Source organism: Stenotrophomonas sp. 82F1 (assembly GCF_056861525.1).
In genome coordinates this window covers 13,832-38,922 of record NZ_JBSPUD010000028.1, presented here as the reverse complement: position 1 = coordinate 38,922, position 25,091 = coordinate 13,832, and the positions used below count along the sequence as shown (strand labels likewise).

General features: G+C 67.0%; 22 protein-coding genes. 9 read left to right on the top strand and 13 right to left on the bottom strand.

What is annotated here, in order from left to right:
• Positions 1 to 13: 13 nt before the first annotated feature.
• Complete coding sequence (gene lpxH, locus AC13GI_RS19865) at positions 14 to 760, top strand: UDP-2,3-diacylglucosamine diphosphatase (RefSeq protein ID WP_482997139.1); 747 nt, start codon at positions 14 to 16, stop codon at positions 758 to 760.
• Positions 761 to 847: 87 nt separating this feature from the next.
• Here lpxH and AC13GI_RS19860 read toward each other — a convergent pair whose 3' ends face one another.
• On the bottom strand, positions 848 to 2,101 hold the full coding sequence (locus AC13GI_RS19860) for a zinc-dependent metalloprotease (RefSeq protein WP_482997138.1): 1,254 nt from the start codon (positions 2,099 to 2,101) through the stop codon (positions 848 to 850).
• A gap of 226 nt (positions 2,102 to 2,327) precedes the next feature.
• Between AC13GI_RS19860 and AC13GI_RS19855 the strand changes: the two genes are divergently transcribed.
• Entirely contained in the window at positions 2,328 to 3,794 is a 1,467-nt protein-coding gene (locus tag AC13GI_RS19855; protein WP_482997137.1) for a DUF2235 domain-containing protein, read from the top strand.
• Positions 3,795 to 3,909: 115 nt separating this feature from the next.
• Here AC13GI_RS19855 and AC13GI_RS19850 read toward each other — a convergent pair whose 3' ends face one another.
• The 7 genes from AC13GI_RS19850 to AC13GI_RS19820 form a co-directional block, all read right to left on the bottom strand.
• Entirely contained in the window at positions 3,910 to 4,734 is an 825-nt protein-coding gene (locus AC13GI_RS19850) for a ferritin-like domain-containing protein (protein WP_482997136.1), read from the bottom strand.
• A 10-nt stretch (positions 4,735 to 4,744) separates the two neighbouring features.
• On the bottom strand, positions 4,745 to 6,211 hold the full coding sequence (gene purF / locus AC13GI_RS19845; protein WP_025878104.1) for an amidophosphoribosyltransferase: 1,467 nt from the start codon (positions 6,209 to 6,211) through the stop codon (positions 4,745 to 4,747).
• A 30-nt stretch (positions 6,212 to 6,241) separates the two neighbouring features.
• Positions 6,242 to 7,021, bottom strand: coding sequence for a CvpA family protein (locus tag AC13GI_RS19840; protein WP_099819158.1), 780 nt, complete (start codon positions 7,019 to 7,021; stop codon positions 6,242 to 6,244).
• Positions 7,022 to 7,067: 46 nt separating this feature from the next.
• Positions 7,068 to 8,105 carry an SPOR domain-containing protein gene (locus AC13GI_RS19835; RefSeq protein WP_099819157.1) on the bottom strand — a complete coding sequence of 346 codons (1,038 nt, stop codon included), beginning with the start codon at positions 8,103 to 8,105 and terminating at the stop codon, positions 7,068 to 7,070.
• An 81-nt stretch (positions 8,106 to 8,186) separates the two neighbouring features.
• Entirely contained in the window at positions 8,187 to 9,458 is a 1,272-nt protein-coding gene (folC, locus tag AC13GI_RS19830; protein ID WP_099819156.1) for a bifunctional tetrahydrofolate synthase/dihydrofolate synthase, read from the bottom strand.
• A 42-nt stretch (positions 9,459 to 9,500) separates the two neighbouring features.
• Complete coding sequence (locus AC13GI_RS19825) at positions 9,501 to 10,145, bottom strand: histidine phosphatase family protein (protein ID WP_482997135.1); 645 nt, start codon at positions 10,143 to 10,145, stop codon at positions 9,501 to 9,503.
• 239 nt (positions 10,146 to 10,384) lie between these two features.
• The gene (locus AC13GI_RS19820; RefSeq protein ID WP_482997134.1) at positions 10,385 to 12,547 is read right to left on the bottom strand and encodes a S46 family peptidase; all 2,163 of its coding nucleotides are present in this window, start codon (positions 12,545 to 12,547) and stop codon (positions 10,385 to 10,387) included.
• 338 nt (positions 12,548 to 12,885) lie between these two features.
• On the opposite strand from AC13GI_RS19820, the gene tdh reads away from it, so the two are divergent.
• Positions 12,886 to 13,908, top strand: coding sequence for an L-threonine 3-dehydrogenase (tdh, locus tag AC13GI_RS19815; RefSeq protein ID WP_032952044.1), 1,023 nt, complete (start codon positions 12,886 to 12,888; stop codon positions 13,906 to 13,908).
• A gap of 124 nt (positions 13,909 to 14,032) precedes the next feature.
• Here tdh and AC13GI_RS19810 read toward each other — a convergent pair whose 3' ends face one another.
• Complete coding sequence (locus AC13GI_RS19810) at positions 14,033 to 14,725, bottom strand: TorF family putative porin (RefSeq protein ID WP_482997133.1); 693 nt, start codon at positions 14,723 to 14,725, stop codon at positions 14,033 to 14,035.
• A gap of 210 nt (positions 14,726 to 14,935) precedes the next feature.
• On the opposite strand from AC13GI_RS19810, the gene kbl reads away from it, so the two are divergent.
• A complete protein-coding gene (kbl, locus tag AC13GI_RS19805; RefSeq protein WP_482997132.1) occupies positions 14,936 to 16,141 on the top strand; it encodes a glycine C-acetyltransferase in 1,206 nt (401 codons plus the stop codon).
• A gap of 119 nt (positions 16,142 to 16,260) precedes the next feature.
• On the opposite strand, the gene AC13GI_RS19800 is transcribed toward kbl, so the two are convergent.
• From AC13GI_RS19800 to AC13GI_RS19785, 4 genes are all read right to left on the bottom strand, one after another.
• The gene (locus AC13GI_RS19800; RefSeq protein ID WP_132825840.1) at positions 16,261 to 16,596 is read right to left on the bottom strand and encodes a hypothetical protein; all 336 of its coding nucleotides are present in this window, start codon (positions 16,594 to 16,596) and stop codon (positions 16,261 to 16,263) included.
• A gap of 85 nt (positions 16,597 to 16,681) precedes the next feature.
• The gene (locus tag AC13GI_RS19795; RefSeq protein ID WP_181393101.1) at positions 16,682 to 17,491 is read right to left on the bottom strand and encodes a pseudouridine synthase; all 810 of its coding nucleotides are present in this window, start codon (positions 17,489 to 17,491) and stop codon (positions 16,682 to 16,684) included.
• A gap of 20 nt (positions 17,492 to 17,511) precedes the next feature.
• Positions 17,512 to 18,018 (bottom strand): hypothetical protein, encoded by a 507-nt coding sequence (locus AC13GI_RS19790; RefSeq protein ID WP_049467667.1) that lies wholly within the window; start codon positions 18,016 to 18,018, stop codon positions 17,512 to 17,514.
• Between the two features lie 217 nt (positions 18,019 to 18,235).
• Positions 18,236 to 19,327 carry an OmpA family protein gene (locus AC13GI_RS19785; RefSeq protein WP_025878092.1) on the bottom strand — a complete coding sequence of 364 codons (1,092 nt, stop codon included), beginning with the start codon at positions 19,325 to 19,327 and terminating at the stop codon, positions 18,236 to 18,238.
• A 359-nt stretch (positions 19,328 to 19,686) separates the two neighbouring features.
• On the opposite strand from AC13GI_RS19785, the gene AC13GI_RS19780 reads away from it, so the two are divergent.
• The 5 genes from AC13GI_RS19780 (at position 19,687) to AC13GI_RS19760 (ending at position 25,039) form a co-directional block, all read left to right on the top strand.
• A complete protein-coding gene (locus AC13GI_RS19780; protein ID WP_482997131.1) occupies positions 19,687 to 20,706 on the top strand; it encodes a zinc-binding alcohol dehydrogenase family protein in 1,020 nt (339 codons plus the stop codon).
• 105 nt (positions 20,707 to 20,811) lie between these two features.
• Positions 20,812 to 21,453 (top strand): membrane protein YczE, encoded by a 642-nt coding sequence (yczE, locus tag AC13GI_RS19775; RefSeq protein WP_482997130.1) that lies wholly within the window; start codon positions 20,812 to 20,814, stop codon positions 21,451 to 21,453.
• Positions 21,454 to 21,553: 100 nt separating this feature from the next.
• Entirely contained in the window at positions 21,554 to 23,584 is a 2,031-nt protein-coding gene (locus AC13GI_RS19770; RefSeq protein WP_099819149.1) for an FAD-dependent oxidoreductase, read from the top strand.
• 298 nt (positions 23,585 to 23,882) lie between these two features.
• Positions 23,883 to 24,341, top strand: a complete 459-nt coding sequence (locus tag AC13GI_RS19765) for a cell wall hydrolase (RefSeq protein ID WP_025878087.1) — start codon at positions 23,883 to 23,885, stop codon at positions 24,339 to 24,341.
• A gap of 86 nt (positions 24,342 to 24,427) precedes the next feature.
• Positions 24,428 to 25,039 carry a glutathione S-transferase N-terminal domain-containing protein gene (locus tag AC13GI_RS19760; protein ID WP_099819148.1) on the top strand — a complete coding sequence of 204 codons (612 nt, stop codon included), beginning with the start codon at positions 24,428 to 24,430 and terminating at the stop codon, positions 25,037 to 25,039.
• Positions 25,040 to 25,091 lie beyond the last annotated feature (52 nt).

Here is a 25,091-nt window from a genome sequence, read left to right as displayed (position 1 = left end):
CTAGAATATCCGCATGACCACGCTGTTCATCTCCGATCTGCATCTGGACCCCAGCCGTCCGGCCATCACCGACCTGTTCCTGCGCTTCCTGCGCGAGGAGGCGCCCGGCGCCGACGCGCTGTACATCCTTGGCGATCTGTTCGAAGCCTGGATCGGCGATGACACCCCCTCGGCCGCAGCCGATGCGGTGGCCGATGCACTGAAGGTACTGTCCGACAGCGGCGTGCCGGTGTTCTTCATCCGCGGCAACCGTGATTTCCTGCTGGGCGAAGACTATGCCCGCCGCGCCGGCCTTCGGATCCTGCCGGACCCGTGCATGATCGAGCTGTACGGCCGCCCGGTGCTGCTGCAGCACGGCGACCTGCTGTGCACCGATGACATTCCCTACCAGCAGTTCCGCGCCCAGACCCGCGATCCTGTCTTCCAGGCGCAGTTCCTGTCGCAGCCGCTGGAAGCGCGCATCGCCTTCGCGCAGAAAGCGCGCGATGCCAGCCAGGCGCGCCAGTCGGAAATGAAACAGGGCGACCGCGCGCAGTTCGAGACCGTCACCGACGTGGCCCCGGCCGAAGTGGAAGTCACTTACGTGCGCCACGGCGTGGACACGATGATCCATGGCCATACCCATCGCCCGGCGATCCACACCCTGCAGGCCGGCGGACGCAGCTGCACCCGCATCGTGCTGGGCGACTGGTACGAACAGGGCTCGGTGCTGCGTGTGGATGCCAACGGCTGGACGCTGGATACGCTCAGCCGCGCATGATGGATCGCAGGGTGCCAACCAAGGTTGGCATCCAGCAGAGCAGGTGTACGCGCTCTGCCAGACGCCGACCCTGGTCGGCGCTTGGCCTCAGCGGAAGGCCGCGATGGTGGCCTTGGTATTGACCAGCACTCGCTGGTTGTCGGCACTGCTGGCGATGCCCATCGGCACGCCGTTGTAGCTGATGTTCGGATTGGACCAGTAGTTCAGCCGCGGACAGCCGGCCGAGCAGTCATAGGCCATGATCGTGCGCCAGCGTGATCCGCTGGCCGGCTCATAGCGATAGCCATGGCCATAGGCATACGGTGACGTGCTCGGATCACTGGCGATATCGTGCCGTGCGCTCTGCAGGTGGCCGATTTCATGGGCGAACGAGTAGTAGCCGGTGGCGCAATCCCAGTACACCGCGGCAAACGCCGTCGACGCCGTGGAGCCGATGCCCGAGGCCAGCCCGCAGTAACTGGTGTTGTTGATCAGCAGTACGCCGACGTCGGCAGCCGTATTGTTGCGGCTGGTGTGGATGCTGTCCATGTAGCCGTCGCTGGTGCCACGGAAGCGCGACAGGTCGGTGGTGAAATTGCCCGACTCGATGTAGCTGGTGGTTTCATAACCGGCCAGCTGCAGGGTCAGGCCCACGTTGCTGTTGGTGTACCCCTGGTTGGATTCGGCAACGGCCAACTGCACCAGCGACTGCATGTTGCCACCGTACGCGCTCACCGCAGCGTTGGTCGCCACCACCAGCACGCGGATGGTCGCCGGGCTTCCCGACGAGGCCTGCGCGGTGCCAAGGCGATCATTGGCCGGCATGGCGATCTTCGGCAACTGGTTGTAGTCGGCCGGATGGTCGGCCGGCATCCGCGACTCATCCACCTCGACCAGCACGTGGCGATTGCCCAGCGGACGCAGGCGATACAGCTTGCCGTCCTTGCGGATCGAGCCGGTGAGAGTGTTGCCCGAGCGCACCAGGATCAGCGAGTTGCCCGGATCGTCCTGGCCATTGGACGTGGCCGCCTGCAGGCGATCGGACGGCGCGCGCAACTGGCCATACCAGACGCTGCCACCATCCGGCAGCGCCTCGACCTTGCTGCGAACGGCCTGCACCTTCTGCCCGAGCAGCTCGAATTCCAGCTGCGGCTGCGCGGTGGCGGCAGCATCGACACGCACTTCCTGCACGGCGGCGGTGGACGGGGTGGCCAGCAATCGCCCCAGTGCCGGCTCGTTGGTGGCCGATGCACGGCTGAGCACGGTGACCGGTTCGAACAACGGCGCCGCACTGGCGGCGGCCGCTACCGACAATCCCAACAACAGACCACCTGTCGCTTTACCTATCGATCTGGACATCATCTTGTCGCTCCTTGGAGTGAAGTGGACAGCGTTGATGCAGCACGACCCGGAGTGCCGGGTTCGGCCATCAGGCCTGCGCAGGGCGTGTGAATTCAATAGATCAGGGGAATGGAAATCGCGATCTGTGATCGACCGCATCTACGTTCAGTCAGGTCAAAAGCGTCAGTACACTTCGCCAACACATGGCTTTCGCGCTACCGTGACGTGGCCACGACAGGGGATGCACATGGCGCCAGCGCAGCACGGCAGTGACACGACGGCTGATCCGGGCCTGCTGCGGATCGGCCTGTTCTTCGACGGCACCCGCAACAACGCGCACAACCTGGCCCAGGGGCACCGGCAGGTGCCGCGACCGCGCCCCGCCCTGCTCCGCGCCGATGACGATTCGACCTACCAGAGCCGGCTGACCAGCAGCTACGACAACGGCGCCACCAACATCGCGCGCCTGCACCAGTTGTATCCGGACAGCCGGCGCACACCGGGCAGCGCACCTTCGCTGGCGATCTATGTTGAAGGTGTCGGCACCCGCGACAATGCCGAGGACGACCTGATCGGTCTGGCTTTCGGGATTGGCGCCAGCGGCGTGCAGGCGAAGGTGCAGCGTGCATTGCAGGTGTTGCTGCCGGCGGCACTGTCAGCACTTGCCTCGCAGTGGCGCGCGCCGCTGCACAGCGTGCAGCTGGATCTGTTCGGCTATTCGCGGGGCGCGGCCGCCGCACGCGATGTAGCCAACCACCTGCGCGGGTGGGATGCCGCGCGCTGGCGGCAGCTGCTGCAGCAGGCCGGGCTTTCGTGCAGCGCCGATTTCGCCCTGCCGCGGCCAACACTGCGCTTCATCGGCCTGTTCGACACGGTGGTCGCCGTCAACGGCGGACGCGCCGACGAGCATCCCCGCATCGCCCTGCCCGCGGGCATCGCCGAGGCGGTGTTGCAGCTCAGCGCGCGTGATGAGCATCGCCAGCACTATGCGCTGACCACTGTCGCACCTGCCTATCGCGAAATCGCACTGCCCGGCGTACACGCCAACATCGGTGGTGGCTATGACCAGGGGGAGGAAGGGCCCAAGCTGCTCAGCCGGCCGCGACGGCAGCAGCTGCGCCGGCCCGGCGTGGAGGACTACCAGACACCGCCACTGACCCTGCTGCAGGCGACGACCGCCTACGCTGAAGCACAGGCCGACGCCGAACGCTGGCGGCAGCAGCTGGGGCTGAGCCCGAAGGAAGTGTGGGTCGATGTCTGGCACCAGTGGCAGCAGCAACGACGCGCGGGCAGCCGCAGCGTGCTGCTGTCGCCGGTGCTGTACGCCACCGCTGCGGTGGTGCTGCACCGGCCCATCGACTGGCGCTATCAGCTGGTGGCGCTGCAGGTGATGCAGAAGCACGCCATCGATGCCGGCGTGACCTGGACCGCCGACGCCGCCGAGGTGGCGGGTTGGGAACTGCCTGGTGCACTGCAGCCGATCGCGCGCCGCCTGATCGCTGGCCAGTCGCTGACCCCGACGCAGGAAGCGTTGTTGCGCCGCCGTTACCTGATGCAGTCCGCACACTGGAATTTCGATGCACTGGGCGATACCGCCCTGACCTACACCGCTGATGCTGGTGTCAGCGAGCTGCCGTATCGGCCCGGGCCGGGGCTGTTCTACATCAACCGGCCGACGGTGGATGGCAGGCGCGTGGTGTTGCCGAACGGGTGAACGGCATCCACGCATGGCGTGGATCTACTGCAAAGCCGGTGCTTCGTTGGATGACCTCCACCCGCCAGCCCAGTAGATCCACGCCATGCGTGGATGATGGATCAACCGACGCCGGTCAACCCGCCTGCTCGATCAGATTGGCGAGCTCATCCGCATCGAACCCAGCCAGCAGGCGCGCTTCCATGTTGAACGGCCCGTGCAGGTAGCCACCGGCATACTCGACCAGCAGTTCCCTGAAACGTGCACGCGGTTCGACGCCGGCGCGCTCGCAGTACCAGCGGAACCAGCGCGATCCGGCAGCAACGTGTGCAACCTCCTCGCGCAGGATCACTTCCAGCACATCGGCGGTTTCACCGTCGCCGACATTGCGCAGCTTGTCGATCATGCCCGGGGTCACGTCCAGCCCACGCGCTTCCAGCACGCGTGGCACCAGCGCCATGCGCGCGAGGCCGTCGTGCGCGGTCTTCTCGCACATTTCCCACAGGCCGTTGTGCGCAGGAAAATCGGCGTACTCATGGCCATGTGCCAGCAGGCGCTCGCGCAGCAGCATGAAGTGGCGCGATTCGTCGTCGGCGCAGCTCACCCAGTCGGCGTGGAACGCTGCCGGCAGACCACGGAAGCGGTACACCGCGTCCCAGGCCAGGTCGATCGCATTGAGCTCGATATGGGCGATGGCATGGATGAACGCCGCGCGCCCCTCCACCCCGCCCAGGCCGCGCCGGGGCACTTCACGCGGATGCACCATCAGCAGCTGGGGCGGTCGGCCCGGCATGCGGATCGGTTCGGCAGGCGGCGCATCGGCCGGCACATGCAGCCGGCCAGCGCGGAACGCCGCCGCGTAGGCCTGGGTCAGTGCGACCTTGTGCAGGGGATCGGCTTCGGCCAGGCACTGCTGCGCAGCGCGCAGCAGATTGCCGCCGACGTCAGGCACGTCGATCACCGCCTGGACCTCAGGCGCGGCGCTTGTGCTTGGCGTCGTCCGAACGCAGCTGCTGGATGCGCTCGAAGTAGCCCGGCTCGATGCCCGTCGGGTAATGCCCGTTGAAGCACGACGAATCGAAGTTGCGCAGCGCCGGATTGCCTTCGCTCACCGCCGCTTCCATGTCTTCGATGTCCTGGTAGATCAGCCAGTCGCAGCCCAGGTGCGCTTCGATTTCCTCGATGCTGCGGTTGTGCGCGACCAGTTCTTCAGCGGCCGGCATGTCGATGCCGTAGATGTTGGGGTAACGCACCGGCGGCGCGGCGCTGGCCAGGTAGACCTTGCGTGCGCCGGCGTCACGCGCCATCTGCACGATCTGCTGGCTGGTGGTGCCGCGCACGATCGAGTCATCCACCAGCAGCACCACGCGGTTGCGGAATTCCAGGTGGATCGGATTGAGCTTGCGGCGCACCGACTTCACCCGCTCGCCCTGGCCCGGCATGATGAACGTGCGGCCGATGTAACGGTTCTTGATGAAGCCTTCGCGGTACTTCACCCCGAGCACGTTGGAGATCTCCAGCGCAGCATCGCGCGAGGTGTCCGGGATCGGGATGATGGTGTCGATGTCGTGGTCCGGGCGCAGGCGCAGGATCTTCTCGCCCAGCTTGATGCCCATGCGCATGCGCGCCTTGTGCACCGACACGTTGTCGATCATCGAATCCGGGCGTGCGAAGTACACGTACTCGAAGATGCACGGGGTGTGTTCGGCCGGCTCGGCGCAGATTTCCGAGAACAGTTCGCCGCGCGCGGTGATCACCAGTGCTTCGCCCGGCTGCACGTCACGCACGCGCTGGAAGCCCAGCACGTCCAGCGCGGCCGACTCGGAGGCCACGATGTACTCGTCACCCTCGGCGTGGCTGCGCTTGCCCAGCACCAGCGGGCGGATGCCATGCGGATCGCGGAAAGCGACCAGGCCCAGGCCCAGCACCACGCTGACCACCGCATAGCCGCCCTTGCAGCGACGGTGCACGCCGGCCACCGCGCGGATGGCGGCTTCCGGGCTGAGCTGGCGCTGCTGTTCCAGTTCGTAGGCGAACACGTTCAACAGCACTTCGCTGTCCGAATCGGTATTGACGTTGCGGCGGTCCTGCTCGAACACCTGCTGGCGCAGGTCCTCGGTGTTGATCAGGTTGCCGTTGTGGGCCAGCGCGATGCCGTACGGCGAATTGACGTAGAACGGCTGCGCCTCGTCCATGCCTTCCGAACCGGCGGTCGGGTAGCGCACATGGGCGATACCGACGCTGCCTTCCAGGGTGGACATGGTGCGTGCATCGAAGACATCGCGGACCAGGCCGGTGGCCTTCTGCACCCGCAGGCGGCTGCCGTTGACGGTGGCGATGCCCGCCGCGTCCTGGCCGCGATGCTGGAGGACGGTCAAGCCGTCATACAACTGCCCGGCGACGTTCTGGTTGCCGACGATTCCGACGATGCCACACATGATGCGAGGTCTCCGCTGGGCTGTGCCCAGTTACAAGGAAGGTGGCCGTACCTGGCCAGAGTTGTCGCCGCGTCTGCGGTCGACATTGGCCGGGTCGTCCGGCTCGATGCTGCCCGGTAGTGCTGGGGCGTCCGGGCGCACTTCGGCCGGATCGTATGCCTCGCCCTGTTCCGCCTTCGCAGGCCGCAGCCATCCGCTGCCCGCCACTATCTGACCGAGTACGCCATTATCGCCTGTCGCCCCCGGCTTGCCCACTCCGGCGCCGGCACTCTTGCCCAGCTCCATCAACGCAGATGGGGACAGTGCGTCCATCGGCAAGGCCTTGGGCAGCAGGTCGGCCCCCGGCACCTGCCAGTGCGGCAGCTTGCTGTTCATCCAGGCCACGGCCGGGTTCAGCACCGGCCGCAGCGCCGAGCCGCGCCAGGAGGGTTCGGCAGTGAGCGGAGTGAAGCCGGCCAGCAACACCAGCACGGCCGCGATGAGGCCCCCACGAACAGCGCCGAGGACGCCGCCCAGCAGGCGGTCCAGGCTGCCCAGCATGTTGCGGTGGACGATGGCCTTGATGACCATGCCGATCACCGCGACGACGATCATCACGCCGATGCCGACGCTGAGGTAGCCGCCGATGAAATGCTCGCCGCCGGGCGCGGCCGGTGCCGCCCACCAGCGCGCGGCGTCGTTGCCGAAGGCGAAGGCCGCCCAGGCCGCCACCAGCCACGATACGGTGCCGATGACGATGCCGACGAAGCCGCGCAGCAACCCGAGCAGGGTGGAGGCGGCGATCACGATCAGCAGCACCACGTCGATCATGGCGCCCCGCTCCTTCGGCGGCGCTGGCAACGGGGCTGCGTACAGGTCATGGGTGCGGTCGCACCATGCCGGCCACGCCGACCTTGGCGGCGACCTGCGCCTTCAATTGTTCTGCATCAGCGCGGTTGGCCACCGGCCCGACGCGGACCCGGTGCAGGCTGCCCTTTTCGGTGCGCACCTGCTCGACGAAGGCGCTGAAGCCTGCCGCGCGGACCTTGTCGCGCAGGGCGTTGGCATCGTTGGCCTGGCCGAATGCACCGAGCTGCACGGCAAAACCTACTCCGCTGGCAGCCGGCGCGGCCGGCGTAGTCGGCGGGGTGGCCGGCTTGCTGGCAGTCGCTTCCGGCTTGGGTTCGGGTTTCGGTTCCGGCTTGACCACCGGCTTGGCCGGTTCCGGCTTGGCAGCCGGCGCGGTTGCTGCGGTCGGCGTGCTCGGCGGCAGGCTTTCACTGCGCACCGGGTTACCGGTCGCCGACGGCGTAGCCGCCGCAACGGGCGTACTGGCGCTCGGCGCGGGTGCCGGCGTGCTGGCCACCGGTGCGCTGGTCGAGGGCTTGGCATCGAGGGTGATGACTTCTGCCTTCACGTCGGCGCGGACCTTCACCGCCTGCAGCCGGCCCGCTTCGGCCTGCGCACGGTCGGCATACGGTCCTACGCGCACGCGCCAGGCCGGGCGACCGTTGATCGATGCGGTCTCGATGAAGCCCGGAAGCTGCGAGCGCTTCAGGTAGGCGACCACCGCATCGGCATCGGCCTGGCTACCGTAGGCGCCGAAGGTCACCGCGTAGTTGCCGGCGGCGACTGCTGGCGAGGTGTCCACGGTCGGCGGCGCAGCCGGTGCAGCGGCCTCCTCGACAGGACGGGCCTGGCCGCTCTGCAATCCGGTGGCGCCACCGGCAGGCGCGACCAGCGGCAGTTCACGCGTTTCGAACTGGCCATCGGCCGGCGCATCGGGCGCGGCGATCGGCACATTGGCCACACCGCTGTCCGGGGCCGGGCCCTTGACGAGCATCGGCAGGAAGATGACGGCCAAGGCCACCAGGACGATGGCACCAATCAGACGCTGTTTCAGGGGCGTATCCACGTAGGGCAGGCGGCAGGCTGGACGTTGCGGTCGATTATACGGGTGCGCGACCGGACGGCGTCGGTAATGGCTGAACGGCGGTCAGGCGTGGGCCTGCAGCCATTGCAGTGCAGCGGCGGCGGTATGGAAGGAACCGAACACCAATACCCGGTCGCCGCGCTCGGCACGGGCCAGCACCTTCGCCAGCGCCTGTTCGACCGTGTCGGCCAATGCCGCAGCGGCCGCAGCGGTATCGGCCAGGCGCGCCTGCAGCTGCGCCGCGCTCTGCCCACGCGGGCCATCCAGGCCGGCCAGGGTCCAGTCGCCCACTACCTCCTGCAGGGCCTGCACCACGCCCACGGCGTCCTTGTCCTGCAGCGCGGCGTACACCGCCAGGGTGCGCCCGGGGGTCGCCTCGGCCTTCAGCGCGCGCGCCAGCTGGCCGGCCGCCTGCGGGTTGTGGCCGACATCGACGCGGACCTGCACGCCATCGCGCTCGAACGCCTGCAGGCGCCCGGCGATGCGCGCTGCGGCCACGCCTGCGGCCCATGCCGCGCGCGGCACCGGCTTGTCCAGCGCACGCAGCGCCGCGATCGCCGCGCCGGCGTTGGCCAGCTGGATCGGCCCGGCCAGCGCCGGGGTCGGCAGCTCCAGCCGGGTGCCGACATCGCGCCAGCGCCAACGCTGCGCGTCGATCGGTTCGTAGAAATAGTCGCTGCCACCGCGGATCGCATTGGCACCTACCAGATAGGCGCGCGCCAGCACGCTCGACGGCGGATCGGTCTCGCCCAGGATCACCGGCTTCCAGCCGCGGATGATGCCGGCCTTCTCGGCACCAATGGCCTCGCGGTCCTCGCCCAGCCATTCGGCGTGATCGATGTCCACGGTGGTGATCACCGACACATCGGCGTCGACGATGTTGACCGCATCCAGACGGCCGCCAAGGCCGACTTCCAGCACGGCCAGATCAAGATCGGCGTCGGCGAACAACTGCAGCGCGGCCAGCGTTCCGTACTCGAAATAGGTCAGCGTCACATCACCGCGCGCGGCCTCGACCGCGTTGAACGCAGCGACCAGTGCGGCGTCATCGGCATCCTGGCCATCGATGCGTACGCGCTCGTTGTAGCGCAGCAGGTGCGGCGAGGTGTACGCACCGACCTTCCAGCCGGCAGCGCGCGCGATGGCTTCGATGAAGGCAACGGTGGACCCCTTGCCGTTGGTACCACCGACCACGATGGTGTGCCTGGCCGGCGTGCCCAGGCCCATCGCGGTGGCCACGGTGCGCACGCGCTCCAGCCCCATGTCGATGCTTGCCGGGTGCTGGCGTTCAATGTAATCCAGCCATTCGGCCAGAGTGGTCGGGGTGTTCTTCACGGCAAGGCTTCCAACAGGTACAGGTGGTTCAGGACAGGAAATTCAGAGTGCGCGGTGCTTGGCTTCACCGAAGAACGGCGTGTGGTGGGCGCAGTCGTTCAGGCGCACCACTTCCAGGCTGTCCAGATCGGGGCCTTCAAGCAGGTTGAGGGTGGTCGGTGCCTGGCGGAAGCTCCACAGGCGGGAAATCGGCAGGCCCAGCACCTTGCACAGGATCACCCGGTTGACCGCGTCGTGGGCGACCACCAGCAGCGTGTCGTGTTCGCCAAGGCCTTCCACGGCACGGGCCAGGCCGCGCCAGCTGCGCTCCAGCACCAGGCGCAGCGACTCACCGCCGGGCATCAGCACGGTGTCCGGCTCAGTGCGCCAGGCCTGCAGGCGCGACGGATCTTTTTCGTTGATTTCGCTGGCCAGCAGACCTTCCCACTCGCCGTGCGCGATCTCCTGCAGTTCCGGCTCGGTCAGCAGCATGTCGGCGCGTGCGGCGCCAAGGGCCAGCTGCGCGGTGCGCTGGGCGCGCGACAGCGGCGAGGTCACCGCACGGGTGATGTCCACCGACGCCAGGCGGGCGCCAAGCGCCTGCGCCTGGGCCTCACCGATGGGCGAAAGCGGGATGTCGATCTGGCCCTGGTAGCGGCCTTCGGCGTTCCACGGCGTTTCGCCGTGACGGGCAAGCAGGATGCGCATGCGAACAAGGGGTCCTTGGGGGAGGAATTCCGGCGCAGTGTTCACATCCTGTGAAGTACGCGGAACAGGGATGATACCTGTTCGGCGCACCGCGCCGGACCGGGCATGAAAAAACCCCGCGACTGGCGTCACGGGGTTTCAGGTTTCCTACGGATTCCGCCGGGCATGGCCCGGCGCTACCGGAGGCGGCCAGTAGATCCACGCCATGCGTGGATAGATCGCCAGCGACCGCAGACGGATCATTTCGCCAGGTTCAGTTCCTTCAGCAGCTGCGGCGCCGGCGCCACTTCCTGCATGATCCACTGCATGTAGCGGCTGTCGACGGCGATCATGCGGGTCATCACCGGGTCGAACACCCAGTTGGAGCTGACCGATTCCCAGTTGCCGTCGAAGGCCAGGCCGACCAGCTTGCCGTTGGCATCGAGCACCGGCGAACCGGAGTTGCCGCCGGTGATGTCCAGGTTGGACAGGAAGTTCACCGGCACCGAACCAATGCGCTTGTCTTCCAGGCCGCCATAACGCTTGGCCTTGACCGCATCCAGCAGCGCCTTCGGCGAGTCGAACGGATCTTCACCGGTTTCCTTCGCCGCCACACCTTCCAGGGTGGTGAACGGGGTGTACTTCACGCCGTCCTTGCCATAGCCCATGACGTTGCCGAAGGTGATGCGCAGCGACAGGTTGGCGTCCGGGTAGACGAACTCGCCCTGGCTCTTCTTGTAGTCGGCCACGGCCTGCAGGTACAGCGGACGGGCAGTCAGCGATTCGCCCTCGCGGATCTTCTTCTGCTCTTCCTGCTTCAGCAGCGCCGGCATGACCGCCACCGCGTACTGGATGGCCGGATCATTGCTGGCTTCAAACGCAGCGCGGTCGGCCTTGAACCACTTCAGGCGGTTGTCCAGGCTGCCCAGCTCGGTGCCGCCCAGCTTGGCCACCAGCGACTTCACCGCAGCGGCATCGCTGCCGGCCAGCCACTTGTTCAGCACTACGTTGTCGCGCTGCGCGGCCGGCAGGGCCACGTACTGGTCCAGCCAGTAGGTCTGCAGCTGCTGGTCCATCTTCGCCACGTAGCGACGATCCATCTGCTTCAGCCCACCTTCGATGGTGGTCAGGTCACGTTCCTGGTAGCCGGCTTCGCGCTCGGCGTCCGGCTTGCTGCGCTCGATCGACAGGCGGTACAGGGTGATCGCCGCGCCGACGGCCGAGGTGTTGTTGAACTGGCCAACGAACAGGTCGCGCTCGCGGGTCGACTTGCTGGTGTCCAGGTGTTGCAGCAGCTGCGCGTGCGCAGCCAGCGCCGGCTTGCCGGCAGCGCCCTGTTTCTTCAGCCAGGCCAGCACCGCCGCTTCTTCAGCCTGCTTCTGGCCGGCGGCGTCGATGCGCTTGAAGCCTTCCAGCTGGCCCAGGTAGTTCTTGGCCACGTTGTTCATGCTGGCGGCGGTGGCGGCGTACTTCACCTTGACGTCGGCGTCGGCCTTGCCGGCGTCGGCGATCATCTTCAGCACCGCGTTGTAGTGGCGGGCGATGGTCGGGTAGGTGAAGCTGGCGGTTTCGTTGAACTCACCGGCCAGCGCGTAACGGTTGGTGCGCCCCGGGTAGCCGGCCACCATCACGAAGTCGTCGGCGCCCAGCGGCGTATCGGCGAACTTCAGGAAGTGCTTGGGCTGGTACGGCACGTTGTCGGCCGAGAACGCCGCCGGCTTGCCGTCCTTGCCGACGTAGGCACGGTAGAACGAGAAGTCACCGGTGTGGCGCGGCCACATCCAGTTGTCGACGTCGCCGCCGAACTTGCCGACGCTGCCCGGAGGTGCATAGACCAGGCGCACGTCCTTGATTTCCAGGTTGCGGAACAGGCGGTAGGTGTTGCCGCCGGAGAAGCTGTACAGGCGGCAGCGGAAGCCGGCATCGGCTTCACAGGCGGCAACCTGGGCCTTGTCGAAGGCATCCAGCGCGCGGCTGCGGGCCAGCGGATCCTTGCCGGCGCCGGCGATGGCCGCCTTGGCCTGGGCGGTGACGTCGGTGATCTGGTCGAGCACGAACACGCGGGCGTTCGGGCCGGCACTCAGTTCGTCGCTGAGCTTGGGCGCGTTGAAGCCATCCTTGATCAGGTTCTTCTGCGCGGTCGAATTCAGCTGGATCGCACCGTAGGCACAGTGGTGGTTGGTGACCACCAGGCCCTGCGGGGAGACGAAGCTGGCGGTGCAGCCGCCCAGCGCGACCACCGCGCCCATCGGGTCGCCGGTCAGGTTGGCCAGCTGTTCCGGGGACAGTTTGAGGCCGGCCTTCTGCAGCGGGCCGGCGATTTCCGGCAGCTGCTGCGGCACCCACATGCCTTCAGCGGCATGGGCGACCTGGACCAGCCCAAGGCTGGCGACGACGGAGAATGCAAGCAGGTTCGAGCGCATGGAGCGGCCCCTGGTAGTGGAACCCTCGATTGTAGCCCGCCACCCTGCCCCGCCCCGAACCCCGGAAGTCATGGGCCGGACGCCCCGATGCCCGGCAGCAGCCAACCTTGGCTGGCACCCACGCATCCGCCGGGCATGGCCCGGCGCTACCGGGGCAGCCGCCATGCGGGGTAGCGCCGGGCCATGCCCGGCGAGCGCAGCGGCAACGTTCGAAACGCCCGCCTGCGCGCAGCTTTCGTTCCACCAATGCACCCGCAGCGCAACATGGGAAATCCGCGTGGCGCCCTATAATCCGCGCTTTCCCCCTGATGAGTTCCACCCCGATGGCGCAGCAAACGATGAAGGCCCTGGTCAAGCGCGAAGCGGCCAAGGGCATCTGGATGGAAGAGGTTCCGGTGCCGACCCCGGGCCCCAACCAGGTCCTGATCAAGCTGGAAAAGACCGCGATCTGCGGCACCGACCTGCACATCTACCTGTGGGACGAATGGAGCCAGCGCACGATCAAGCCGGGCCTGACCATCGGCCATGAGTTCGTCGGCCGCATCGCCGAGATCGGCCCGGGCGTGACCGGCTACGAGATCGGCCAGCGCGTGTCGGCCGAAGGCCACATCGTCTGCGGCCACTGCCGCAACTGCCGCGGCGGTCGTCCGCACCTGTGCCCGAACACCGTCGGCATCGGCGTCAACGTCAACGGCGCGTTCGCCGAATACATGGTGATGCCGGCCAGCAACCTGTGGCCGATCCCCGACCAGATCCCGTCCGAACTGGCCGCCTTCTTCGACCCGTACGGCAATGCCGCGCACTGCGCGCTGGAATTCAACGTCATCGGTGAAGACGTGCTGATCACCGGCGCCGGCCCGATCGGCATCATCGCGGCGGGCATCTGCAAGCACATCGGTGCGCGCAACGTGGTGGTGACCGACGTCAACGACTTCCGCCTCAAGCTGGCCGCCGACATGGGCGCCACGCGAGTGGTCAACGTTGCCAACACGTCGCTGAAGGACGTGATGAAGGAACTGCACATGGAGGGCTTCGACGTGGGCCTGGAAATGAGCGGCAATCCGCGCGCGTTCAACGACATGCTCGACTGCATGTACCACGGCGGCAAGATCGCCATGCTCGGCATCATGCCCAAGGGCGCCGGCTGCGACTGGGACAAGATCATCTTCAAGGGCCTGACCGTGCAGGGCATCTACGGCCGCAAGATGTACGAGACCTGGTACAAGATGACGCAGCTGGTGCTGTCCGGTTTCCCGCTCGGCAAGGTGATGACCCACCAGCTGCCGATCGACGACTTCCAGAAGGGCTTCGACCTGATGGAAGAAGGCAAGGCCGGCAAGGTGGTATTGAGCTGGAATTGACCCGGTCCACGGTGTAGCGCCGGGCCATGCCCGGCGTCGCTGGAATTGAAAAAGGCGCCCAATGGGCGCCTTTCTCGTTGGTGTTGCCAGCCAGCGGCCGGCACTACCAGTAACGCCTGCGGCGTTACTTTCCGACGGCGACGCTCAGCATCACCCGGCTGTGCGCCAGCTTGCCGGAGTTGTCGCGGCCGTTGCCGTCGGTGCCGTAGTAGCCCAGGCCAACGTTGAACAGGCCGAACTGGCGGGCGACGCCGACGTTCCAGTCGGTGTAGTCCTTGGCGATGCCGTCCTCGAAGGTGCTGCGACCGACGTTGGCATTGAGCTTGAAGTCCTTCGGCAGGCCCCAGCTGCCACCCAGGCCGAAGTACCAGCCATCGGTGCTGCTGTTCCACACATCGTTGCTGTAGGCCACCGTCAGCTTGTAGGTGTCGTCCAGCGTGGTGGTGGTGATCAGCTCGTTGTAGTTCTGGTGGCTGGACTTGAGGTAGGTGTAACGGTTCAACAGCACGTCGAAGTTGACGCGCTCGGTCACGTCCACGCCGTAGCCGATCAGGTAGTCGACCTCGGTCTTCGGATCGCCTGCGCCGAAGTCGACGCCCGAGCCCCAGACGCCGGCATACAGGCCGACCGGGCTGGTGTAGGTGAAGCCGGCCTGCAGGGTCGGATCCTCATCGGTCTGCGACACACCACGGAACAGGTAGTCCGAGACGGCGGTGACGTTCCAGCTGTACGGAGATTCGTTGTCCTGGGCGCTGGCGGCGAACGGCGCGAGGGTCAGGGCGGCGGCAATGGCGAGGCAGGCACGGGCGTGCTTCATGGGCGTCTCCGGTGGGGTCGGTGGCGTGGAAGGCGGGATCTGCAGCGGGCGCAGCGACCGGAGCCAGACAGGCCCGGTTCACGAATTTTTAACCCGTTTGCTATTGCGATGCAACATGTGCCGTCCATGGCGGGGCCCCCTCCGGCCCGGTCCGCAACCGTCGATGCCCGGTAGAATCAGCGGTTTCCCGTGCTGAGCCGTGCCCACGCCATGACCGACTCCTCCGCCCTGACCCGCCACTATGCTGAGGAACTGGACGCCATCCGCGCCCAGGGCCTGTTCAAGTCCGAGCGCATCATCACCAGCCCGCAGTCCGCCGAGATCACCCTCGAAGACGGCCGCACGGTGCTGAATTTCTGCGCCAACAACTACCTTGGCCTGGCCGACCATCCGGACCTGATCCAGGCCGCGAAGGACGCGCTGGACAGCCATGGTTTCGGCATGGCCTCGGTGCGCTTCATCTGCGGCACCCAGGACCTGCACAAGCAGCTGGAAAAGCAGATCGCCGATTTCTTCGGCAAGCAGGACACCATCCTGTACGCGGCCTGCTTCGACGCCAACGGCGGCCTGTTCGAGCCGCTGCTCTGCGAGAACGACGCGATCATCTCCGATGCGCTGAACCATGCTTCGATCATCGACGGGGTGCGCCTGTGCAAGGCCAAGCGCTTCCGCTACGCCAACTGCGACATGGCCGACCTGGAGGCGCAGCTGCAGGCCGCCGATGCGGCTGGCTGCAAGACCAAGCTGATCACCACCGACGGCGTGTTCTCGATGGACGGCTTCATCGCGCCGCTGGACGAAATCACCGCACTGGCGAAGAAGTACAACGCGCTGGTGCACATCGACGAATGCCATGCCACCGGCTTCCTCGGCGCGACGGGCCGCGGCTCGGCCGAGGTCAAGGGCGTGCTGGAGAAGATCGACATCATCACCGGCACCCTGGGCAAGGCCATGGGCGGCGCACTGGGTGGCTTCACCTGCGCCAGCGCCGAAGTGATCGAGCTGCTGCGCCAGCGCTCACGCCCGTACCTGTTCTCCAACTCGCTGCCGCCGCACGTGGTCGCCGCCGGCATCAAGGCCTTCGAGATGCTGGCCGCAGCCGATGACCTGCGCAGCACCCTGGCCGAGAACACCACCTACTTCCGCGAGAAGATGACCGCTGCCGGCTTCGACGTGAAGCCCGGCGTGCATCCGATCAGCCCGGTGATGCTGTACGACGCACCGCTGGCACAGAAGTTCGCCGAGCGCCTGCTGGAAGAAGGCATCTATGCGATCGGCTTCTTCTTCCCGGTGGTACCCAAGGGCCAGGCGCGCATCCGCACCCAGATCAGCGCCGCGCACAGCCGTGAGCATCTGGACCGTGCGATCGATGCGTTCACCCGCATCGGCGTCGAGCTGGGCGTGATCAAGGGCTGATCAGCGGCGGGGTCGGATCCCCACGGGTAGCGCCGGGCCATGCCCGGCGGTTTCCCGATAGCCGCGCCATGCGCTCGCCGGGCACGGCCCGGCGCTACCGAAATGACGCGCGGCGCGCGTCATTTCTTTTTCTTTTTGTCCTTGGGCTCGTCCTTGCTGGCAACCACCACCGGCTTGGCAGCAGCATCCTGCCCATTGCCCTTGGCCACGCGGATGCCATTGGCCTTCATCCAGGCATCGAACTGGTCGGCGGTCATCTTCTGGTCGCCGTTGCTCATCATGAAGCGATAGCTGCCGCGGCCATCCAGTTCCGGGGTCTTCACTTCAACCACCGGGGTCTCGGCCGGGCGATCGGCCTTGGCCGTCTTCTTGTGGCCGCCACACGCGGTCAACAGCACGATCGGCAACAACAGGCTGGCGCAGCGCAGGGTTTGCTTGAGGGTCGGGTGATACATGGGCAGGCTCCGTTCTGGACATTCGACTACCAGGCGCCCCCTACGCCTGGAACGGTGGCCGGCAACTGCCGGCCGTGGGCATCACTCAGCCCGGTGCAGCGGCCCCCAGCCGCTGCTGGTCGCTGACCTCCAGCGCCCGCCACTGGCCCTTGCCGAGATCGCCGAGCGTGAGCTCTCCGATCGCAACCCGGACCAGGCGCAGCACCTGCAGGTCGAAGGCCGCCAGCAGGCGACGGATATGGCGGTTGCGGCCCTCGTCGAGGACCACCTCCAACCAGGCGGTCTTGTCGCCGCTGCGCAGCACGCGCACGGCCAGGGCGAGGAGGAATTCCCCCTCGTCTTCGACACCGGCGCGCAGCGCGGCCAGGGTATCGTCATCGGGCAGGCGATCGACCTGCACGTGGTAGGTCTTCTGCGGGCCGGTCTCCGGATCGGTCAGACGCGCGGCCCACTGCGGATCGTTGCTGAACAGCAACAGGCCTTCACTGGCCTTGTCCAGGCGACCGACCGGCGCGATCCACGGCAGGCCGGCGCCATCGAAGCAGCGGTACACGGTGTCGCGGCCACGCTCGTCCTGCACGGTGGTGACCACCCCGCGCGGCTTGTTGAGCATCAGGTACAGGCGTTGTGGTGCGCCCATCGGCTGTCCGTCGACCTCGATCGGCGGCGCCGGGCTGGCAATCGGGAATTCCGGATCACGGACGATGCGCCCGGCGACACGAACGCGGCCATCGGCGATCCAGCGCGCGGCCTCGCTGCGCGAGCACACGCCGGCCTTGGACAGCACGCGCGCCAGGCCATGGCGCACACCAGCGGAAACCGCAGCAGGATTCGCACGCCCACGCGCAGCGTGGGAGCGGGCAGCGGGGGCAGCAGGTGGGCGGCGCGTGCGCAAGCCTCTGCTCCCCGCCGCGCTTACTTCTTGTCGACCGGCTTGGTCTCAGCCGGTACTTCGGCTGCGGCCGGGGTGGCTGCCGGAACCGGACGCGCCTTGACCACACGCACGCCGCGCGCCTTCATCCAGGCGTCGAACTCTTCGGCGGTCATGCGCTTGCCGTTCTGGCTCATGTCGAAGCGCCACGGCGTGTTGTCGAACTCGGTCTGCGGCTTGTACGCGGCCGGATCATTCGGCTTCACCGCCGGCGCACTCGGAATCGCCTTGGCGATGTTCTGGCAGCCATCGATGCGCAACCGCTGCAGCACCTGGTCCAGCGACTGGGACGGATCGTAGCTGCTGCCCAGCACGCCGCTGGCCATGCCCAGCTGGCTGCTGCGGATGTACAGCTCGTCGGCCACCGGGGCGACGGCCGTGGCCGGCAACGGCAGCGGCGAAGCGCTGGTGTTGACCGAGCAATCGACCGCAGCGTGAGCAGCAGGAACCAGGGCCAGCGCCAGAACGGCAGCCGATGCAGAGCGCAGCATGAGGGCATCCACGAAAGGAAGTGACGCGGCGAGTTTAGCAATGCCGCGTCATCTTTCAAGCGCCACTTTCAATGAATACGGCAACTCATTGGTTTCATGGGCAAATCGCCGACGAACGGTCGCCACTGAAACGCTGATTCATCATTCCGGGCCGCACAAACAACAAGACCCGGCCGAAGCCGGGTCCTGCTGTGTCTTACTGGCAGAGCGTCAGAACTTAGTTCTGGACGTTCAGCTCGGTACGACGGTTCTTGGCGCGACCTTCCGGATTGTCCGAACCATCCGGGTTGGTGTTCGGCGCAATCGGACGGCTCTCGCCGTAGCCGATCGGACCGGCCAGACGGCCAGCGTCGACGCCGTTCTTGGTCAGGTAGTTGTACACCGCGGTGGCGCGGCGCTCCGACAGCTTCTGGTTGTAAGCGTCGGTACCCTTCGAGTCGGTGTGACCGGCGACTTCAACGCGCAGATCCGGGTAACGCTTCAGGATCTCGGTGGCTTCGCTCAGGATGGCCACAGCGTCCGGACGCAGGTTCGACTTGTCGAAGTCGAAGTTCACGCCCTTCAGGTCGATCGAGACCGGCACCGGGCAACCGTCCGGACCGATGGTCTGACCCGGCTGCGAGTTCGGGCACTTGTCGTCGCAGTTGTTGACGCCGTCACCGTCGTCATCCAGGTCGGCGCAGCTCGGGGCAACCGGAGCCGGAGCCGGAGCAGCAGCCACCGGGGCCGGGCCCAGCGGGATCACGACGCCGACCGAAGCCAGCACGTCGCCGAACCAGCTTTCGTCGCGCGCGGCGATGCTCTGGTCGTCGAAGTCAGCGCGGTAGGCCACTTCGGCGCGGACAGCAACGCGCTTGTCGAAGGTGGTCTGCAGGCCGACGCCCAGCTTGGCAGCCAGGTTGCCGTCCTTGCGCTCACGCGGACCGTTGGTGTCCAGAGCCGGGTACTCTTCTTCCGACTTCTGGTAGCCCAGGCCGCCCACGATGTAGGGGTTCCAGCCGCGGCCTTCCTTGATGAAGTGGCGACGCAGATCGAACGACACGCCGTACTGCGACCAGTTCTGATCCTGGTTGGCGTCGAAGTTCGGGTTCTGATAGTTCAGCTCACCATCCAGCGACCAGTTCGGGCTGATGAACTTGCCCAGACCCAGGGTCACGAACGGAGCGTCGTTGGTCAGACGGTCGTTATCCTGGAAGTTGAAGCCGGCCGAACCGGTCAGGTACCAGCGGTCATCGAACTCCTGCGCCGACGCAGCCTGGGCGAAAGCCAGACCGCCCAGCAGCGCGGCAGTAAGGATCTTCTTGTTCATTGAGTACAGCTCCTATTTCGGGGGTATGAAACCGGTAGAGGCATGGGCCAGCACTACTGCGTCGATGTTCAGACAGCCGATTCAGCACGCCACCGCCGCGAACATTATGCTCAGGCGGGTGAAGGTCATGTTAACAGTCCCGTAACATGTGAAGCGTCGTGCACGACCGGCTACCGGCCCGACGTTGAAACCCTATACAGGATGATGAAAATCCGCAAGACCCACATACCACAAGGGTTTGGAAGGGTTTAAGGGCCAGATGCGACAGTTTTGGCCCTGCTTTATCGGAAAGCGGTTCAGCGCGCGCCCATCGAGGTGAGGAACCTTATGATGCAGACAGGAACCGAGCTGGAGCCGCAATGAAAGCCGTCGCCCTGTGCCGTGAATCCGCCCCTGCCCTGCGCGATCTGACGCTGCCACCGCCACCGCCGCCGCGTGGCCGTGACCTGCTGATCCGCGTCGAAGCACTTTCCGTCAATCCCGTGGATGGCAAGCTGCGTGCAGGTACGTCAGCCGCGTCGCTGGACACTCCGCGCATTCTCGGCTGGGACGCCGCTGGCGTGGTCGAAGCCATGGGCGAGGAGGCCAGCCTGTTCGCCTCCGGTGACGAGGTCTACTACGCCGGAGATGTCACCCGCCCTGGCTGCAATGCGCAGTATCAGCTGGTGGATGAGCGACTGGTGGCGCGCAAACCGACCACCCTCGACTTCGCCGAAGCGGCCGCGCTGCCGCTGACCACCCTGACCGCCTGGGAACTGCTGTTCCAGCGCATGCCCCTGCAGCTTGATGACCGCCGCCACGCCGGCCAGCGCCTGCTGGTGATCGGTGGTGCCGGCGGCGTCGGCTCGATGGCGATCCAGCTGGCCCACCACGCAGGATTCGAGGTGATTGCCACCGCCTCGCGTGAAGCCTCGATCGACTGGTGCCGGCGGATGGGCGCCCAGCATGTCATCGACCATCGGCAGCCCCTGCTTCCGCAGCTGCAGGCGCTCGGCATCGACCACGTGCAGGTGGCACTGAACCTGGCCGATACCGATCACTACTGGGACGAACTGGGCGAGCTGCTGGCACCACAGGGACATGTCGGCCTGATCGTCGAACCGCGCGGCCCGCTGCGCATCGGCGATCCCTACAAAGCCAAGTGCATTGGCATCCATTGGGAATTCATGTTCGCCCGTGCGCGCTTTGCCACCGCCGACCGCATCGAGCAGCACCGCATCCTCAACCGCGCCGCCAGCATGATCGATGCAGGCCAGTTGCGCGGCACGCTGAGCGAAGTGCTGGGGCCGATCAATGCAGCCAATCTGGAAGCCGCCCACCAGCGCCTGGCCAGCGGCCGCACCATCGGCAAGCTGGCGCTGGCCGGCTGGGACGACTGATTCACGATCCACAGCCTGTCGCGGCGGATTGGCCGACATCTGTATCTATTGAATGGCCCGTTTGGGGGATAGGGTGGAAACAGATTCCCCTGCCCCGAGCCTGTCATGCCCACCGCCCTGCCCCTGCGCCTGCTGCAACTGATCATCGGCCTGTTCCTCTATGGCTTCGGCGCCTCGCTGATGATCCGCGCCGCGATCGGTGTCGCGCCGTGGGATGTGCTGTCGCAGGGCATTGCGGCACAGACCCCGTTGTCGTTCGGCCTGGCCACCAACGTGATCGGCGCGCTGGTACTGCTGCTGTGGTGGCCGCTGCGACAGAAGCCCGGCGTCGGCACCGTGCTCAACGTGATGCTGATCGGCCCCTCGGCCCAGTTCGGGCTGTGGCTGCTGCCCCCGGCCGTCGGCCTCGGCTGGCAGGTGGCGATGTTCTGCGCCGGCATGCTGCTGGTGGCGCTGGCCACCGGCCTGTACATCGGCGCGAAGCTGGGCCCCGGGCCGCGCGATGGCCTGATGACCGGCCTGCACGCGCGCACCGGCTGGCCGATCTGGAAGGTGCGGAGCCTGATTGAAGGCAGCGTGCTGCTGCTGGGCTGGTGGCTGGGTGGCAACGTCGGCGTCGGCACGCTCGCCTTCGCACTACTGATCGGGCCGCTGTGCGGGATCACCCTCGGCTGGTTCGGGATCGGCTGGCCGGCGGTCGGTAGCGCCGGGCCACGCCCGGCGAGCGCGCAGCGCGGCCACGGGTAGTCGCGTCGCCGGGCAGGGACCGGCGCTACCCATCTGCCAGCCCTTGCCCCCGGCGCCGTTTCGCGGCACCCTTCGCGCTTCCGTACGCAAGCGTATCGACATGTCGCCAGCCAACGAAAGCACCTACCCCCACCTGTTCGCCCCGCTGGACCTGGGCTTCACCCAGCTGCGCAACCGGGTGCTGATGGGCTCGATGCACACCGGCCTGGAAGACCGCGCACGCGACTTCCCGCGCCTGGCCGCCTACTTCGCCGAGCGTGCCGAAGGCGGTGTCGGCCTGATCGTCACCGGCGGCTTCGCACCGAACGTGGTGGGCTGGCTCAAGCCGTTCGGCGGCAAGCTGTCCTGGCCCTGGGAAGTGCGCCCGCATCGGCAGCTGACCGCCGCCGCGCACCAGCACGGCGCGAAGATCTGCCTGCAGCTGCTGCATGCCGGGCGCTATGCCTATCACCCGCTGTCGGTGGCGCCGTCGAAGCTGAAGGCGCCGATCAATCCGTTCACCCCGCGCGCCTTGTCGGCCAGTGGCGTCGAGCGGCACATCGCCGACTACGCACGCAGCGCGAAGCTGGCCCGCGAGGCCGGCTACGACGGCGTGGAAGTGATGGGCTCGGAGGGCTACCTCATCAACGAGTTCATCGCCCCGCGCACCAACAAGCGCAACGACCGCTGGGGCGGTGATGCCGCACAGCGCATGCGCTTCGCGGTGGAGATCGTGCGTCGCATCCGCGAAGCCTGCGGCCCGGATTTCATCATCATCTACCGCCTGTCGCTGGTCGACCTGGTTGAAGACGGCAGCAACTGGGAAGAGATCGTGCAGCAGGCCCAGGCCATCGAGGCCGCCGGTGCGACGATCCTCAATTCCGGCATCGGCTGGCATGAAGCGCGCATTCCGACCATTGCCACATCGGTACCGCGTGGCGCGTTCGCCGCAGTCACCGCCAAGCTCAAGCCACACGTGACGTTGCCGCTGGTGGCGACCAACCGCATCAACATGCCCGAGGTGGCCGAACGCATCCTCGCCGAGGGTGGGGCCGACATGGTGTCGCTGGCACGTCCGCTGCTGGCCGATCCGCAGTGGCCGAACAAGGCCCGCGCCGGCCGTGCCGAGGCCATCAATACGTGCATCGCCTGCAACCAGGCCTGCCTGGACCACGTGTTCGAGAACAAGCTGGCCAGTTGCCTGGTCAACCCGCGCGCCGCACACGAGACCGAGTTGGTCTATACCCCGACCACCGCACCGAAGCGGGTGGCCGTGGTCGGCGCAGGGCCGGCCGGTCTGGCCTGCGCCACGGTCGCTGCCGAACGCGGCCACCAGGTCACCCTGTTCGACGCCAGCGAGGAGATCGGTGGCCAGTTCAACGTGGCCAAGCGCATTCCCGGCAAGGAAGAATTCCACGAGACCCTGCGCTACTTCCGCCACAAGCTGGCCGAGACCGGCGTGCAGCTGCGCCTGGGCACCCGTGCCGACGCGGCCAGCCTGGCCGGTTTCGACGAGGTCGTGCTGGCCACCGGCATCGTGCCGCGCAAGGTCGACTTCCCCGGTGCCGACCACGCCAAGGTGGTCAACTACCTGGACGTGCTGCTGGGCCGGGTCGAGGTCGGTGCCAGCGCCGCCATCATCGGCGCCGGCGGCATCGGCTTCGATGTCGGCGAGTTCCTTGCCCACGACGGCCCTTCGCCGTCGCTGGACCCGCAGCGCTGGATGGCCGAATGGGGCGTGGATGCCAGCTTCGAGGCCCGCGGCGCACTGGCCCGACCCGCCGTGGAGGCATCGCCGCGCAGGCTGTGGCTGCTGCAGCGCAGCGCCGGCAAGCCCGGTGCGCGCTTGGGCAAGACCACCGGCTGGATCCACCGCGCCACGCTGAAGGCCAAGGGCGTGCGCATGCTGGGTGGTGTCGAGTACCTGGGAGTGGACGATGCAGGCCTGCGCATCCGCGTCGATGGCAGCGAACAACTGCTGCCGGTCGACCACGTGGTGATCTGTGCCGGGCAGGAACCGCAGCGCGCGCTGCAGGTCGAACTGCAGGCAGCCGGCATCGCCGCACAGCTGATCGGCGGCGCCGATGTGGCCGCCGAACTCGATGCAAAACGCGCCATCGATCAGGGCAGCCGGGTCGCCGCCGCGCTCTGATCAACACCTGAATGGGGGCCGGAATGTGATTTCCGTCACCGGCCCCAAGCTGAATGTCAAGCCGGACGATTCAGGATGCGTTCGGCAATGCCCCCCTACCTTGCGCCATCTTTCCGCTCACCAGCCAGTTTCCGGTGAGCCGGTGCGGACCCCGCCGATCGATCCACGATCGTGTTCTTGGGGCCGCCCACGGGGCAGCCCCGATGGCCGCCTCCCCATGACGCCAAGTCGTACCCCGCCTCCAGCAGCCTGCGCTGCCGGAACCGCCAGGTGCGTCCCACACGGAGCAAGGAGTTATATGAAACTGGCCTGGATTCTCTGGCTGTCGCAGTTGTTGCCGCAGCCGGCCGCTGATTCATTGTGTTTGAGCACCACCGTCTACCTGGAAGCCCGCGACCAGACCCTGCGTGGCCAGCAGGCCGTGGCCGAGGTCGCCCTGCGCCGCCTCGACAGCGGGCTCTGGGGCGACTCGATGTGCCAGGTGGTGACCGCGCGCAAGCAGTTCGCCCCCACCATCGTCTCCCCCGGCACCCAGCTGGGCAACGATGCCGCGTGGAGTGAAGCGATGGACGTCGCCTTCGACGCCGAGCGCAACTGGGCACTGCCGGCCGGCGAGCGCCGCGAGATCGTGCCCGGTGCCAGCCACTTCGCTGCGCTGGCCATTGCCAGCCCGAACTGGCGCAATGCCTACCAGGTGGCCACCATCGGCGATCACACCTTCTACAAGGTGCAGAACCTCAAGCCCCGGCAGTCGTAACGATCCGTTGCCGGCGGCGGCGTTGCCGCACGCCGGTGGGCTCTGGGATAGTGGTGGATTCCCGCCACACCCCGCCTGGAGTTCCCATGAAGCTGTACAGCAAGCCCGGTGCCTGTTCCACCGCCGACCACATCGCCCTGCAGTGGACCGGCCAGCCGTTCGAGGTCGAACTGCTGAACAAGGACACCCTGAAGGGTCCGGAATTCCTCAAGATCAATCCGGCCGGCGCCGTGCCGGCGCTCGTCGATGGCGACTTCGTGCTGCTGCAGAACGCGGCGATCATGGGCTACATCGCCGACAGCTACCCGCAGGCCGGTCTCGGCGGCGATGGCAGCCCGCGCCAGCGCGCTGAAGCCACCCGCTGGCTGGCCTTCGTCAACTCCGACGTGCACCCGGCGTTCTCGCCGCTGTTCTCGCCAGGCAAGTTCATCGCCGACGAAGGGCAGTACGACGCGATCCGCGCCGCTGCACACAAGCGCCTGCGCGCGCTGTTCGAGACCGCCGACAAGCAGCTGGCCGACAAGCCGTGGCTGGCAGGCTTCCGCAGCTTCGCCGATCCCTACTTCTACATCACCCTGCGCTGGGCGGCCGGCACCAAGGTCGACCTGTCGGGCCTGGACAACCTGGCCGCCTACAAGGCGCGCATGGACGCCGATGCGGGCGTGCAGGCAGCCCTGAAGGCCGAAGGCCTGGCCTGATGTAACCGGGGTCGGACCGGTTCGCATCGCGAACGGCTCCGACCCCAACGGT

Bases quoted from the DNA above. Each gene is read 5' to 3' on its own strand.
- tdh (WP_032952044.1), top strand. From the start codon at position 12,886: ATGAAGGCCCTGGTCAAGCGCGAAGCGGCCAAGGGCATCTGGATGGAA.
- AC13GI_RS19840 (WP_099819158.1), bottom strand. From the start codon at position 7,021: ATGATCGACGTGGTGCTGCTGATCGTGATCGCCGCCTCCACCCTGCTC.
- AC13GI_RS19820 (WP_482997134.1), bottom strand. From the start codon at position 12,547: ATGCGCTCGAACCTGCTTGCATTCTCCGTCGTCGCCAGCCTTGGGCTG.
- kbl (WP_482997132.1), top strand. From the start codon at position 14,936: ATGACCGACTCCTCCGCCCTGACCCGCCACTATGCTGAGGAACTGGAC.
- yczE (WP_482997130.1), top strand. From the start codon at position 20,812: ATGCCCACCGCCCTGCCCCTGCGCCTGCTGCAACTGATCATCGGCCTG.
- AC13GI_RS19765 (WP_025878087.1), top strand. From the start codon at position 23,883: ATGAAACTGGCCTGGATTCTCTGGCTGTCGCAGTTGTTGCCGCAGCCG.
- AC13GI_RS19855 (WP_482997137.1), top strand. From the start codon at position 2,328: ATGGCGCCAGCGCAGCACGGCAGTGACACGACGGCTGATCCGGGCCTG.
- AC13GI_RS19760 (WP_099819148.1), top strand. From the start codon at position 24,428: ATGAAGCTGTACAGCAAGCCCGGTGCCTGTTCCACCGCCGACCACATC.
- AC13GI_RS19785 (WP_025878092.1), bottom strand. From the start codon at position 19,327: ATGAACAAGAAGATCCTTACTGCCGCGCTGCTGGGCGGTCTGGCTTTC.
- AC13GI_RS19770 (WP_099819149.1), top strand. From the start codon at position 21,554: ATGTCGCCAGCCAACGAAAGCACCTACCCCCACCTGTTCGCCCCGCTG.
- AC13GI_RS19800 (WP_132825840.1), bottom strand. From the start codon at position 16,596: ATGTATCACCCGACCCTCAAGCAAACCCTGCGCTGCGCCAGCCTGTTG.
- AC13GI_RS19810 (WP_482997133.1), bottom strand. From the start codon at position 14,725: ATGAAGCACGCCCGTGCCTGCCTCGCCATTGCCGCCGCCCTGACCCTC.
- AC13GI_RS19825 (WP_482997135.1), bottom strand. From the start codon at position 10,145: ATGCGCATCCTGCTTGCCCGTCACGGCGAAACGCCGTGGAACGCCGAA.
- lpxH (WP_482997139.1), top strand. From the start codon at position 14: ATGACCACGCTGTTCATCTCCGATCTGCATCTGGACCCCAGCCGTCCG.
- purF (WP_025878104.1), bottom strand. From the start codon at position 6,211: ATGTGTGGCATCGTCGGAATCGTCGGCAACCAGAACGTCGCCGGGCAG.
- AC13GI_RS19780 (WP_482997131.1), top strand. From the start codon at position 19,687: ATGAAAGCCGTCGCCCTGTGCCGTGAATCCGCCCCTGCCCTGCGCGAT.
- AC13GI_RS19860 (WP_482997138.1), bottom strand. From the start codon at position 2,101: ATGATGTCCAGATCGATAGGTAAAGCGACAGGTGGTCTGTTGTTGGGA.
- AC13GI_RS19790 (WP_049467667.1), bottom strand. From the start codon at position 18,018: ATGCTGCGCTCTGCATCGGCTGCCGTTCTGGCGCTGGCCCTGGTTCCT.